Source organism: Nonomuraea rosea, from assembly GCF_039539705.1.
Classification (GTDB): Bacteria; Actinomycetota; Actinomycetes; order Streptosporangiales; family Streptosporangiaceae; genus Nonomuraea; species Nonomuraea rosea.
The window spans coordinates 66,132-78,919 of record NZ_BAABDQ010000049.1 but is presented as its reverse complement, the minus strand read 5'-3'; the positions used below and the strand labels follow the sequence as shown (position 1 = coordinate 78,919).

Below are 12,788 nucleotides of genomic sequence, written 5' to 3'. Positions count from 1 at the left end.
GGAGGTGCCAGGCTGAGCGGCATGGACGGGGACACGCTCTACTCGATCGGCGACCTGGCCCGGCGGACGGGCCTGACGGTCAAGACCATCAGGTTCTACTCCGATCGCGGGATCGTGTCCCCCGCCGGCCGTAGCCCGGCCGGTCATCGCCTGTACGGAATCGCCGCCGTCGCCCGCCTCGACCTCGTACGGACGCTGCGGGAGCTGGGACTGGACCTGCCGACGATCAGGAAGGTCGTGGACCGGGAGCTCCCGCTGGCCGAGGTCGCGGCGGCGCACGCCGAGGCGCTCGCCGTACAAATCAGGACATTGCGCCTGCGGCGGGCGGTGCTGACGGCGGTGGCCCGGCGCGGGTCTTCACTGGAGGAGATGGATCTCATGCACAAGCTGGCCCGGTTGTCCGAGCACGAACGCCACGAGCTGATCGAGGACTTCCTCGACGCCGTTTTCCGCGGGCTGGACGTCGATCACGGGTTCGCCGGGATTAGGCGCTCGCTGACGCCGGAGCTGCCGGACCACCCCGAGCCCGAGCAGGTCGAGGCGTGGGTGGAGCTGGCCGGCCTGTCCCAGGACCCGGACTTCCGCGCCGGCTTCCGCGGGCTGGCCGCCGACCACGTCGCCGACCGGGCCAGGAGCGAGGGCGGGGTCCCGCGCCGGGACCTCGCCGCGATCGTCCGCGACGAGGTACGCCACGCCGCGGCGACCACCACCGACCCGGCAGCGGCCGAGGCCGGGCGGGTCGTCGACGCGGTCGCGGCCCGCTACGCGGAGGTCTCCGGGCAGCCGGACGACGCCGGGCTCCGGCGCCTGATGCTGACCCGGCTGACCCGCCTGAACGACCCCCGCAGGGAGCGCTACCTCCACCTGCTCGCCGTGATCAACGGCTGGCCGGCACCGGAGCCGCTGACACCGGCGCTGGACTGGGCCATCCAGGCTCTACGCGCCCAAACGCACCCCCGCCCGGTCGCTTCGGGCGGGTGACCGCATCCCGCCCGGGCGCCCCGGGCGGGACGGCCGTCCTGCCTGAGCGCCCCGGGCGGGACGGCCGTGTCCTGCCCGAGCGCTTTGGGTGGATGGCCGCGTTCCGTCCGGTCACCGTGGCCGGGTGAGCGTGTCCCGGCCGGGCGGCTCGGGTGAGGGGACCGCGTGTCACCGGGGCTGGTGTGCCCGGTGCTCAGGCCGGGAAGGCGGTCACGTCGCGGTCGTAGTGGCGGTGCGCGGCGATGGCCTCGATGAACCGCTGGGCGAAGCCGTCCCCGGCCGACGCGTCCACGACGCCCTGACGGCCGGGCAGCGCCGCGGCCTGGAGCAGGGCGTCCGTGCCGGGCAGCGCCCCGATGGCCTTGCCGTGCCTGAACGCCTCCCGTACGAACTGCACCGCGTACCCGTTGCCGGCCAGCTCGTCGCCCGCGGCCAGCAGCACGGCGTCGTACAGGACCGAAGAAGCGGCACTGACCTGCTTGTCCACCGTGAGCGAGCCCGCGCTGCCCTCGTGCGGCGCGACGATGTCGCAGATCGCCCCCTGCCCCTCCAGCGCCTGCTTGACCGGGCCGAGCGCCCCCGCGTCCGTGCTGTCGCCCGCCAGCACCGCGATCTTGCGGGTGGCGATCGTGTCGGACGGCTGGCCGGCCTGGCTGAGCGCCGGCGAGGACTTGCCGTGGTTGACGGCGGTCGCCGCGGGCGCGGGCATGCCGAGCCCGGTCGCCACCTTCGCGGCCAGCTCGCCGTCGATGTTCGCGAGCCGCTCGACCACCTGCTCCTTGATGGGGCGGCGCTCCACGTGGCCGAGCTCGAACAGGAAGGCGTTGACGATGTGCTGCTTCTCCCAGCCGGACATGCTGTTCCAGAACAGCGTGGCCTGGCTGTAGTGGTCGCCGAAGCTGGGGCTGCGCTTGCGGATCTTCTCGCCGTCCACCCGCTCGGTGTAGTGCTTGAACACCCCCGTCATGTCCCCGCTCAGCGCACCGGTGGCCGGGCAGCCGCCGCTGATGGAGTTCTTGGAGTAGCTGGTGTGGCTGGTGTGGATCATGTGCTGGTGGAAGCCGTCGCGGTTGTCGTTGTGCACCGGCGCGACCGGGCGGTTGATCGGGATCTGCTGGAAGTTGGGCCCGCCCAGCCGGAGCAGCTGGGTGTCGAGGTAGGAGAAGTTGCGGCCCTGCAGCAGCGGGTCGTTGGTGAAGTCGATGCCCGGCACGACGTTGGCGGTGCAGAAGGCGATCTGCTCGGTCTCGGCGAAGAAGTTGTCCGGGTTGCGGTTCAGGGTCATCTTGCCGACCGGCCGCAACGGCACCTCCTCCTCCGGGATGATCTTGGTCGGGTCGAGCAGGTCGAAGCCGAACTTGTGCTCGTCCTCTTCGGGCACGAGCTGCAGGCCCAGCTCGTACTCCGGGAAGGCGCCCGACTCGATGGCCTCCCACAGGTCCCGGCGGTTGTAGTCGGGGTCGTTGCCCTGCAGCCGCAGCACCTCGTCCCACACCAGCGAGTGCGTGCCGAGCGCGGGCCGCCAGTGGAACTTCACGAACGTGCCCTTCCCGCTGGCGTTGACCAGGCGGAAGGTGTGCACGCCGAAACCCTGCATCATCCGGTAGCTGCGCGGGATCGCGCGGTCCGACATCAGCCACATGATCGTGTGCAGCGTCTCCGGCTGGAGCTGCACGAAGTCCCACAACGTGTCGTGCGCCGACTGGGCCTGCGGGATCTCGTTGTGCGGCTCCGGCTTGACCGAGTGCACGAAATCGGCGAACTTGATCGCGTCCTGCACGAAGAAGACCGGGAAGTTGTTGCCGACCAGGTCGTAGTTGCCCTGCCGGGTGAAGAACTTGGTGGCGAACCCCCGTACGTCCCGCACCGTGTCCGCCGACCCGCGGGACCCGGCCACCGTGGAGAAACGCACGAACACCGGCGTCCGCAACGACGGATCGCACAGGAAGTCCGCGCACGTGTAGTCGGCCAGCGACTCGTACACCTGGAACACGCCGTGGGCCCCGGACCCGCGCGCGTGCACCACCCGCTCGGGGATGCGCTCATGGTCGAAGCGCATCACCTTCTCGCGGAGGTGGAAGTCCTCCAGGATGGTGGGGCCGCGCTCGCCGATCGACAGCGAATTGTCGGTGTCGTCGATCCGTACGCCCTGATCGGTCGTGTACCGCGTGCCCGCCGAATCGACCCGGTGCCGGTCGAGCTGCCGCTGCTTGTCGTTGTTGTCGTCTGCCACGGGGTCCCCCACGATGAGTACGTCGCCTTCCGGGGGGAGATCCAGGCCGGTTCATACCCCATGACCAGCGGCTCTCAACCAGCGACGGCGCCGGGCCCGGCTCGCTGATCCGGCCGCCGGACGGGGTGGCGCGGAAGGCCGCCCGGTCGGAGCACCCGGATTACCGAATCAGAGGGTCCGCGGAGGCGCACGAATCGCTATCATGAAACCACGTTCGGTATCCGCGAGCGCCGAATGCCCGCTCCACGTGAAGGTGATCCTCCGAGGAAAGGGATGACAGCGTGCCATCGCCGATCATGTCGCAGCGCTGCGGCAGCGTCTACGCCGAGGCCCGGCACACCCTGGCCCGGCGCGCTCGCGACAGTGCGCACCTCTACTCCGTGGTGGAGACCGCCTTCGGCACCCGCGCGATCATCGGCGAAGTGCGCTGCCCGGCGATCGCCGCCCCTGAGCTGGCCGCCGCGATCGAGGTGGCCTTCGGTGAGCTCGCCCGGCACGAGCCGCAGTTAGCGGGACTGGCCCGGCGCCTCAACGCGTTCGTCGCCGACCAGACGGGCAGGCGCGCCCCGGTCTCCGGCTTCCCGGCCGCGCCCGGCACGAGCTCCGCGGACCAGACGGGCGAGCCCGATGCCGGCTCCGCCGAGGCGTCGCTGTCCGGTGCCGGCTTCGCGGCGTCGCCGCCCGGGTCCGTCGCGGCGTCGCTGGTCCAGGTCGGTCCCCTCGGTGAGACCGCCGACTTCCTGGTGTTCGGTCACACGGTGCCGCTGGTGATGCGCGCCGACGGCGTCCGCCCGGCGCCCATCCTCGACGTGGACCCGTTGCTCGGCCTGTGGCCGCCGGTCGCGGACCGGTGCTCGCCGACCGGCGTCGACCTGCACGTGGGCGACGCGCTGCTGCTCTACACCCGCGGCGTCACGGAGACGCGCGACGCACAGGGGCAGCGATACCCGATCGAGCGACGGGCCGCCGCGCTGCGCGGCGAGCCCCCGCAGGTCCTGCTGGCCCGCCTGGAGAGCGAGCTGCTGGCCCACGGCGGCGACCAGGCCGACACCGAGCTCACCCTGCTTCTCCTGCGCGCGGAGGAGCCCGGGTTCTTCGGCTACACCCTGAACACGGCCGCGCCGGAACGCACAGGCCGCCGCTCACCGCGCCGCTGACGCCACCCAGCCCGCGCGAGCCCCCCAGCCCGCGCGGGCAGCGCGTGCCCGTCCCGCCCGCGCGAGCCCCCCAGCCCGCGCGGGCAGCGCGTGCCCGTCCCGCCCGCGCGAGCCCCCCAGCCCGCGCGGGCCGCGCCGTTCTGTGGCAGCCGCCTGTCAGAGATCCCCGGCCGGCTCCTTCCCCGCGAAGACCGGCGGCGTCCGGTCCTTCCACGGCATGGCCTGTTCGAGGTGCGCGGCGACCTGGAAGAGCAGATCTTCGCGACCGTAAGGGGCGACGAGCTGCACGCCGATCGGCAGCCCGTCGTCACTCTGCCCCAGCGGCAGGCTGATCGCGGGCTGGCCGGTGATGTTGAACAGCCCGGTGAACGGCCCGTACTCGGTCAGCGACTGGAGCCAGCTCGTCAGGGTATGGCCGGGATCGTCGTACCGCAGCGTGCCGTGCGGAGCGGGGAGGCGGCCCAGCGTCGGGGTGACGAGCAGGTCGTACTCGGTGAAGAACGCGCTCACCGACCGGGTCACCCGGTTCTGCGCGTTGAGCGCGGCGAGCAGGTCCAGCGCGGTGTACGCCTTCGCCGTCTCCAGGAACCGCCGGGATACGGCCTCCATCGCGGCCGGGTCCGGCTCCCTGGGCGCGAGCAGCAGCGTGGAGGAGATCACGACCCCCTCGGCCACCCAGGCCTGCATGACGGCGTCCCAGTCGACGGGCGGCGCGGCCTCGCTGACCACGTGCCCCGCCTGCTCCAGCACCTTGCCGGTGCTGGTCGCCCAGGCGGCCACCTGCTCGTCCACCGCCGTGCCCGCCCACGACGTCGTGGTCACCGCCACCCGCAGCCGGCCCGGCTCGGTCCTGGCGTCGTCGGCGTACCGGCGGCGCGGGGGCGGCGCGGTGTACTTGTCGCCGACCGCGGGGCCCTGGACGGCGTCCAGGAGGTGGGCGGCGTCGCGGACTGTGCGCGTCAGGGCGAACTCGTACGCCATGCCGAGCATCGGCTCGCCCATGTCGGGCCCGGCGGTGACCCGGCCGCGGCTCGGCTTGAGCCCGACCAGCCCGCAGCAGGAGGCCGGGACCCGGATGGACCCCGCTCCGTCGCTGGCGTGCGCCACGGGCACGGCGCCCGCGGCGACCAGTGCGGCGGCGCCGCCGCTCGACCCGCCCGCGCCTCTGGCCAGGTCCCACGGGTTGCGGGTCAGGCCGTACTTGAGCGATTCGGTGGCGAAGCTGAGGCACATCTCCGGCGTGGTGGTCAGGCCGAGGGTGACCAGACCGGCGGCGCGGAAGCGGGTCATCAGGTCGGTGTCATGATGGGTGATGATGCCCGGCAGGGCCCGGCTGCCGAGCGAGAACGGCACACCCTCGGCGACCGGCCCGTGGTCCTTGATCAGGAACGGCACTCCGGTGAACGGGCCGTCCCCGGCATGGGCGAGCGCCGGCGCGAACACCGGCAGCGCCAGGCCGTTCACCTTCGGCTCCGTCTCGGCCAGCGCCCGCCTGGCGGCGGCCTCGACCTCGGCGGCGCTGACCGCGCCCGAGGCGATCAGGTCACGCAGGCCGACGGCGTCATATGTGGCGTATTCGTGGAGTTCCATCGGGAATCCTTCTCTCGGCGTCATCGGACGCCGGCACTTCGATCACAGGCGAAATCCATGCCAGGGGCATGGGGTGGGCAGCACTCGGCGCGCCACTGAGGGCGGGCCGCTGCCGATGGCGAACAGCCTGAGCAGAGCGATGGTCATCAGGCCGGCCCGTGGGCTCGGCGACCATCCCCTGCGGTGATCGAGGTGGTTCTACGCTCGGGACATCACCGCCCATGCTCGCACCGGCGCCCCGGAACGTCGACCGGTTTTCCGGCCGCGCCTCCTGCGAACCACTTTCGCCCGATACGGAATGATCGATCTCCGGGGGCCGATGATGTTCTCGACGCGTACGCCGGCGCCCGCGATGGTCGCCGCACTGCTGATCACGATCAAGACCAGGAAGGCGAAGCAGGCCAGGATCGTCCTGGACGGCCACGCGGCCGCCAAGCCGGTCGATGACGCGGTGCTGGCGGTCGTCGGCACGCCCGCCGCCTGCAAGGAGTCGCTCCCCGGCGCCACGGTGACCACCTCCTGAGCCATCCGGTGGCCGTCAGCGCGCGTCGCAGCCCGCTCGCGGCTCAGGCCTTGCGGAGGGGGAGGCGCACCCCCGTGGCAAAGCGCTCGTCAAGCGCGCGAGGCCGACCCGGCCGCGCCCCCGGTCGTGGAGAGGTGGCCGGGACGTCCGCGGCGGGCCACGGGTTGGGTGGCGCTCGATCAAGAAACCTTGAGCGTGCGACGCGGGGTGGCTCGCGGCCCGGCCACCCCCGTGAACTTACTTTCGGTCATGGTTCTTCTCTCTCTGTGACCGAAGGGATATCTCATGTTCCGTCGCACAATGGCGGGCGGCCTCGCGCTGGCCGCCGCCGGTCTCCTCCTGGCCGCCGGTCCCGCCGCGCACGCCGACATCAAGGCCCCGTACGCGAGGGCCGGCGCGATCGTCGACGCGGACGGCAGCCTGAACGACGGCAAGAACGTCATCAAGAGCTGGCGGGCGGGCACCGGCCAGTACTGCGTGCAGGCCGCCCACAACGTGGACGTGCGCGGTGCGCTGATCCAGATCACCCCGCGCCAGGCACTGCGGCTGCCGCACATCGGCTACCGGTACCCGTCGACGGCCTGCCCGAAGGCCAACGCGATCACCGTCAACGTCTACAACACCAGCACCGGGCGGCTCGCCGACGGCGGCTTCGACCTCTCGATCGCATGAACCGGCTCCTGACCAGCACCGAAGGGACTTCGACAATGAACAGCATGAGGCGCATCGCCGCGGGCGCGCTCGCCGTGGCCGCCGTTCTGACGCCGGCCGCCGCACGCGCGGACACGCCGTACGCCCAGGCTTCCGCCATGGTGGAGGCGGACGGCTCGGTCGCGCGCAGCGAGCACGTCACCGACGCCTGGCACCCGCGCCGCGGCACCTACTGCGTCACGGTGGACGACACCGTCGACCTGACCGGCCCGATCGCGTTCCACGCCACGGTCGCCGGCCAGTACGACCACCCGCGCTCGCTGTCCGTCGAACTGGACTCCTCGGCCTGCGGCTACCACGCCGAGCGCACCATCGCCGTCTTCAGCAGGCTCGCCTACGGGTCGCCCGCCGACGCCGGGTTCTACCTGACCGTCTCCTGACATTCCCGCAAGGCCGCGCACGGAACGAGACGCGCGCGGCCTCGCCCGATCCAGCGGGCCGCGGCATAGACGGCAAGGCATGCGAAGGCAACGTCCGGGTATGCGGTCGGGACCTCCGACCCGGAAGGAACCGCCGACATGTCCGACCGCATCGCCGTTCCCTGGGGGCCGCGCACACCGTACGGCCCCCCGGCTGACGGAGCGCCCCCCGCCTGGCCGATCCGGGTGGACGTCTGCCTGGAAGAGGGCCTGACCGAGGCCGGCGTTGACACGTGGGCGCAGTCGGCGTCGATCCTGCACTCCAACGGCGACGCGATGGACATCGCCGTCAAGGACGGCCGCATCGCTGGGGTGCGCGGACGCGCCGCCGACCGGGTCAACCACGGCCGGCTCGACCCCAAGGACCTGTACGGCTGGCAGGCCGGCCGCAGCGACGACCGCCTCACCAGGCCCCTCGTCAGGAAGAACGGCTCATTGGCAGAGTCGGACTGGGAGGAGGCGATGGGCCGCGTCGTGGCCCGTTCGAAGGAACTGCTGGACGGCCCCGGCGGCTGGGGCCACTTCGGGTTCTACACCAGCGGCCAGCTCTTCCTGGAGGAGTACTACACGCTCGCCGTGATCGGGAAGGCCGGGATCGGCACCCCGCACATGGACGGCAACACCCGCCTGTGCACCGCGACCGCCGCCGCCTCGCTCAAGGCCAGCTTCGGGACCGACGGGCAGCCCGGCAGCTATACCGACGTCGACCACTGCGACGCGATCGCGCTGTGGGGGCACAACGTCGCCGAGACCCAGGTGGTGCTGTGGGAGCGGATGCTCGACCGCCGCCACGGCCCGCGACCGCCGGCCATGATCGCCGCCGATCCCCGCGACACCCCCGTCGCCCGCGAGGCGGACGTGCACCTGCCGGTGCGATCCGGCACGAACCTGGCACTGATGAACGCGCTGATCCACCGGCTGATCGAGCGCGGCCACATCGATCGCCGCTACGTGGACGAGCACACCATCGGGTTCGAGCGGCTGTGCCGTACCGTCGAGCAGTGCCCGCCCGAGCGGGCGGCGCGGATCTGCGACGTGCCCGTGAGCGCGATCGAGGCGGCCGCCGAGATCCTCGGCACGTGCGAGCGGCTGTTCTCGACCGTCCTGCAGGGCTTCTACCAGTCCAACCAGGCCACGGCCGCCGCCTGCCAGGTCAACAACGTGCATCTGCTGCGCGGCATGCTGGGCCGTCCCGGCGCGGGCCTCTGCCAGATGAACGGCCAGCCCACGGCCCAGAACACCCGCGAGACCGGCGCCGACGGCGATCTGCCCGGCTTCAGGAACTGGGACAACCCCTCGCACATCCGCGAGCTGGCCGACGTGTGGAACGTCGATCCGGCCGTCATCCCGCACTGGGCGCCGCCGACGCACGCCATGCAGATCTTCCGCTACGCCGAGCAGGGCTCGATCAAGCTGCTGTGGATCTCGGCGACCAACCCGGCCGTGTCGCTGCCCGACCTGGCCAGGATCCGCCGCATCCTGGCCGGGGAGGACTTGTTCGTGGTGGTGCAGGACCTGTTCCGCACCGAGACGGCCGAGCTGGCCGACGTGGTGCTGCCCGCCGCGGCCTGGGGGGAGAAGCTCGGCACGTTCACGAACGCCGACCGGACCGTGCACCTGTCGGAGCAGGCCGTGGCGCCACCCGGCGAGGCGCGGTCCGACCTGGACATCTTCCTGGACTACGCGCGCCGGATGCGCTTCCTCGACCGCGACGGCAAGCCGCTGGTCACCTGGCACGACCCGGAGTCGGCGTTCGAGGCGTGGAAGGCGTGCTCGGCCGGCCGGCCCTGCGACTACACCGGCCTCACCTACGATCGCCTGCGCGGCGGCAGCGGCATCCAGTGGCCGTGCACTCCGTCGTCGCCCGGCGGTACGGAGCGGCTCTACACCGGCGGCCGCTTCAACACCGATCCGGACTACAGCGAGACCTACGGCCAGGATCTGGGCACCGGCGCCGAGTACGGCCGGGAGCACTACGCGGCCCAGCAGCCTGGCGGACGCGCATTCCTGCACGCCGCGCCGTACGAGCCCGCGCCCGAGGCGACGGGCCCCGAATATCCGCTGCTGCTGACCACCGGCCGTACCGTGTACCACTTCCACACCCGCACCAAGCCCGGCCGCGTGCCACGGCTCAACGACGCCGCGCCCGGCCCATGGGTGGAGCTCAGCCCGGCCGACGCGGACGCGCTCGGCGTCGCAGAAGGCGAGCGGGTACGGGTGGAGTCGCCACGCGGTCACCTGGTGGCCCCGGCCCGGATCGGGCGTATCCGGCAGGGAGTCGTGTTCGTGCCGTTCCACTACGGCTACTGGGACCTGGCCGAGGGAGCGGCTCCCCGCGCCGCGAACGAGGTCACGGCCACGGGCTGGGACCCCGTGTCCAAGCAGCCGCTCTACAAGGTCACCGCGGTCCGGGTGACCAGGACGGGAGGGTGATCGTGTTCCTGGCTCACTACCTCGGGCTGCTGCACCGCTCGGAGCGCGAGCTCGCCGCCGCCTTCAGGGACGTCGCCGCCGGTCACGGCGCGGAGCCGGACGTCGTACGCGCCTGCGAGCGGCTTGCCGGGCAGTGCGACGACCACATGCGGCGCCTGGTGCCGTTCGTCGGGCGCTACTCCGAGGAGGCCCCCGACGAGCCGGAGCGGCTGCACTCCACCCTCTTCTCCGGTACGCGCGCCGGCGGCCTCGGGCTCCTCCGCGACCTGCACGACCTCTATCTGATGGCGGCCGAGTGCGATCTGTCCTGGACGATGATCGGCCAGGCAGCGCAGGGCGTACGCGACGAGTCGCTGGTCGAGGTCGTCGGGCGGTGCGAGGGCGAGACCGCCACGCAGCTCCTGTGGCTGCGGACCCGGATGAAGCAGGCGGCGCCCCAGGCGCTCGTCGTCGCGACCGGTTGATTTTCAGGTTCGGCAGGTTCGGCAGGTTCGGGCAGGTTCGGGCAGGTTCGGGCAGGTTCGGGCAGGTTCGGGCAGAGAGGGGATGGAGTGGGCTGGGAACGGCAGGACCATACCGTGGACGGATTCGCCATCGCGGGCTTCCGCAAGCAGGGGCCCGGGTCCGCCGTGGTCTGCGTGCACGGCGCCGGCGTGTCGAGCAGGGAGCTGCTGCCGTTCGTCGAGGCGATCGGCGAACGGCACGACGCCTGGGCCATCGACCTGCCCGGCTTCGGGGCGAGCGGCAAGCCGGCCGAGCCGCTGACGCTGCCCGCGCTGGCCGACGTCGTGGCCGCCTGGGCGGACGCGGCGGGCCTGGAGCGGCCATGCCTGCTCGGGCTCTCGTTCGGCTGCCAGGTCGTGGTGGACGTCGCGGCCCGGCATCCCGGGGTGGCCGCCGCCCTGGTGCTGGGCGGCCCGACGGTGGATCCGCGCGGACGCTCGCCGTGGCGGCTGGTCGCGCAGTGGCTGCGCAACTCCCGCGGGGAGAGCCCGCGCATGGCGCCGCTGAACCTCGCCGACTACCGCGACGCCGGGCCGCGCGGGGTGCTGGCGGCGTTCGGGGAGTCGATCCGCGATCGGGTCGAGGACAAGCTGCCTCTCGTCACCGTGCCCGCGCTGGTGATCCGCGGCGGCAGGGACCGGATGGTGCCCCAGGCGTGGGCCGAGGAGGTGACCAGGCTGCTGCCGTACGGGCGGCTGGTGGTCATGGACGGGCTGCCGCACATGACGCCGTACCGGGCTCCCCGCCAGGTCGCCGCGCTGGTCGAGGGCTTCCTGACGGAGGTGGCGGCATGAGGCCGGACAAGTGGGCCACATCGGAGGTGGCGGTATGAAGCCGGGCAGGGTCGTCGCGTCGTTCGATTCGGCCACCGGCATGCTGCGCGCGCTCTCGCGTTTCCTGCGCGGCCGGGACGTGCCGCTCATCGGCCAGGGCCCGGCGGCCGCCGAGCCGCTGGCGTCGGCGGTGCTCGGGGCGGCCAACCGGCTGCCGCGCCGGCTCCAGGAACGCGCGTACGCCGCCAGCGGCTGGGCGGAGGCCGTGCCGCTGCGCCGGGTGGGGGAGATCCGCTCCGACGACCTGGCCCGCTGGGTGACCGGGCACTACCCGCGCCGCCGCAGCCAGGTGGCCTTCATCGGCTCGGCCAACGGCGCCATGATCCACCTGTGCGCCGCGCTGGCCGCGCCCTGGCTGCCGCAGACGCTCCTGATCCCGGTACGGCGGCGGGGCGTCCACCCCGACGAGCCGCGCGCGGACCTGAGCCGTACGCGGGCGGCCGGGCAGGCACTCCTCGGCGCGAACCCGGACCTCGTGCTCCACCACATGCACGACGCGAACCAGGACCGGCTGATGATCGCGGGCATGACCTACTTCCGGGTCAAGTGGCGGACCCTGCCGGCCGCCTACCGGCGCTACCTGGAGCAGACCCTGGCCCCCGGCGGGACCCTCGTGGTCGCCGACTGCGGCCTGCGCTGGCCGACGACGGACGCGGGCCCGCGCCACGTCTTCCAGCACGGCGCGCCCGGCGGCGCCACCCGGGAGGAGTACCGCGACGGCGGGCCCCGCGTCGCCGACTACCTGCGGCGTTACGGCTCACCTCATCGCAGGTGGGACTATCCGCCGGCCGACGGGGAGAGCCCGGAGGCCGAATGGGGGTTCGAGCCCGCGCTGCTGCCCGACCTGAGTGAGCTGGCCGCGCGCAACGGCTGGCGGCTGGTGCGCATGAGCTTCCCCGAGCCGGAACACCTCAGCCCGCCGGTCGCCGACCTCTACCGGGATTGGTACCGGACGCGCGGCCTGCCGGCCGACCGGCTGCTCGCCGAGTGCTTCCTGCTCCTCGAACCGTGGTGGACGTTGCGCAGCGGCTCGGTGCCGTACTGGATGGTCTTCAACACCGAGCCGTCGCACGCGAGCCTGACCGCGTACCTGGACCGCGCCGACCCCTTCGACGAGATCAGGCTCCTGCTGTTCTCGCACGGGGTGGAGTCCGTCGGGCTGGCCTCGATCGAGCAGTGGCGGGCGGCACTGGCGTACGCGCGCAAGGTGGGCGTGTTCACCGGCGTCGACACGGGCGCCTACCCGCGGGACTTCGCGGGCCTGGCCCGTGCGCACCGGGAGCTGGCCAGGATCCGGGCCACGTCGCCGATGCCGCTGCCGATGGACTGGCAGGTGGCGGAGAAGTTCCTGGCCCAGCGGGAGGAGCTGCGCTGGGACGTCGCGGATCCGCCCTCCTGACAGAC

The 12,788-nt window shown here is 72.6% G+C and carries 11 protein-coding genes; 9 read left to right on the top strand and 2 right to left on the bottom strand.

Annotated elements, in window-relative coordinates; all coding sequences use genetic code 11:
- Nucleotides 1-21 precede the first annotated feature (21 nt).
- Nucleotides 22-981: a MerR family transcriptional regulator gene (locus ABEA43_RS58260; protein ID WP_345576448.1), complete on the top strand. Its 960-nt coding sequence runs from the start codon at nucleotides 22-24 to the stop codon at nucleotides 979-981.
- 193 nt (nucleotides 982-1,174) lie between these two features.
- Here the strand turns inward: ABEA43_RS58260 and ABEA43_RS58255 are convergent, their stop codons facing one another.
- Nucleotides 1,175-3,214: a catalase gene (locus ABEA43_RS58255; protein WP_345576446.1), complete on the bottom strand. Its 2,040-nt coding sequence runs from the start codon at nucleotides 3,212-3,214 to the stop codon at nucleotides 1,175-1,177.
- 281 nt (nucleotides 3,215-3,495) lie between these two features.
- On the opposite strand from ABEA43_RS58255, the gene ABEA43_RS58250 reads away from it, so the two are divergent.
- Nucleotides 3,496-4,371 (top strand): PP2C family protein-serine/threonine phosphatase, encoded by an 876-nt coding sequence (locus ABEA43_RS58250; protein ID WP_345576444.1) that lies wholly within the window; start codon nucleotides 3,496-3,498, stop codon nucleotides 4,369-4,371.
- A gap of 156 nt (nucleotides 4,372-4,527) precedes the next feature.
- On the opposite strand, the gene ABEA43_RS58245 is transcribed toward ABEA43_RS58250, so the two are convergent.
- Nucleotides 4,528-5,961, bottom strand: a complete 1,434-nt coding sequence (locus tag ABEA43_RS58245; RefSeq protein ID WP_345576442.1) for an amidase — start codon at nucleotides 5,959-5,961, stop codon at nucleotides 4,528-4,530.
- 298 nt (nucleotides 5,962-6,259) lie between these two features.
- Between ABEA43_RS58245 and ABEA43_RS58240 the strand changes: the two genes are divergently transcribed.
- From ABEA43_RS58240 to ABEA43_RS58210, 7 genes are all read left to right on the top strand, one after another.
- Nucleotides 6,260-6,484, top strand: coding sequence for a hypothetical protein (locus ABEA43_RS58240; RefSeq protein WP_345576440.1), 225 nt, complete (start codon nucleotides 6,260-6,262; stop codon nucleotides 6,482-6,484).
- 285 nt (nucleotides 6,485-6,769) lie between these two features.
- Entirely contained in the window at nucleotides 6,770-7,156 is a 387-nt protein-coding gene (locus ABEA43_RS58235; RefSeq protein ID WP_345576438.1) for a hypothetical protein, read from the top strand.
- A gap of 44 nt (nucleotides 7,157-7,200) precedes the next feature.
- Nucleotides 7,201-7,575: a hypothetical protein gene (locus ABEA43_RS58230; RefSeq protein WP_345576436.1), complete on the top strand. Its 375-nt coding sequence runs from the start codon at nucleotides 7,201-7,203 to the stop codon at nucleotides 7,573-7,575.
- Nucleotides 7,576-7,713: 138 nt separating this feature from the next.
- A complete protein-coding gene (locus ABEA43_RS58225; protein WP_345576434.1) occupies nucleotides 7,714-10,047 on the top strand; it encodes a molybdopterin oxidoreductase family protein in 2,334 nt (777 codons plus the stop codon).
- Nucleotides 10,044-10,511: a hypothetical protein gene (locus ABEA43_RS58220; protein ID WP_345576432.1), complete on the top strand. Its 468-nt coding sequence runs from the start codon at nucleotides 10,044-10,046 to the stop codon at nucleotides 10,509-10,511. Before ABEA43_RS58225 ends, ABEA43_RS58220 begins: the two co-directional genes overlap by 4 nt.
- A 114-nt stretch (nucleotides 10,512-10,625) precedes the next feature.
- On the top strand, nucleotides 10,626-11,345 hold the full coding sequence (locus ABEA43_RS58215; RefSeq protein WP_345576430.1) for an alpha/beta fold hydrolase: 720 nt from the start codon (nucleotides 10,626-10,628) through the stop codon (nucleotides 11,343-11,345).
- 34 nt (nucleotides 11,346-11,379) lie between these two features.
- A complete protein-coding gene (locus tag ABEA43_RS58210) occupies nucleotides 11,380-12,783 on the top strand; it encodes a hypothetical protein (protein ID WP_345576428.1) in 1,404 nt (467 codons plus the stop codon).
- The last annotated feature ends 5 nt before the right edge of the window (nucleotides 12,784-12,788 follow it).

What these genes read in the sequence shown, in the direction of transcription:
- ABEA43_RS58240 (WP_345576440.1), top strand. Translation starts at nt 6,260, where the DNA reads ATGATCGATCTCCGGGGGCCGATGATGTTCTCGACGCGTACGCCGGCG.
- ABEA43_RS58225 (WP_345576434.1), top strand. Translation starts at nt 7,714, where the DNA reads ATGTCCGACCGCATCGCCGTTCCCTGGGGGCCGCGCACACCGTACGGC.
- ABEA43_RS58210 (WP_345576428.1), top strand. Translation starts at nt 11,380, where the DNA reads ATGAAGCCGGGCAGGGTCGTCGCGTCGTTCGATTCGGCCACCGGCATG.
- ABEA43_RS58235 (WP_345576438.1), top strand. Translation starts at nt 6,770, where the DNA reads ATGTTCCGTCGCACAATGGCGGGCGGCCTCGCGCTGGCCGCCGCCGGT.
- ABEA43_RS58245 (WP_345576442.1), bottom strand. Translation starts at nt 5,961, where the DNA reads ATGGAACTCCACGAATACGCCACATATGACGCCGTCGGCCTGCGTGAC.
- ABEA43_RS58230 (WP_345576436.1), top strand. Translation starts at nt 7,201, where the DNA reads ATGAGGCGCATCGCCGCGGGCGCGCTCGCCGTGGCCGCCGTTCTGACG.
- ABEA43_RS58260 (WP_345576448.1), top strand. Translation starts at nt 22, where the DNA reads ATGGACGGGGACACGCTCTACTCGATCGGCGACCTGGCCCGGCGGACG.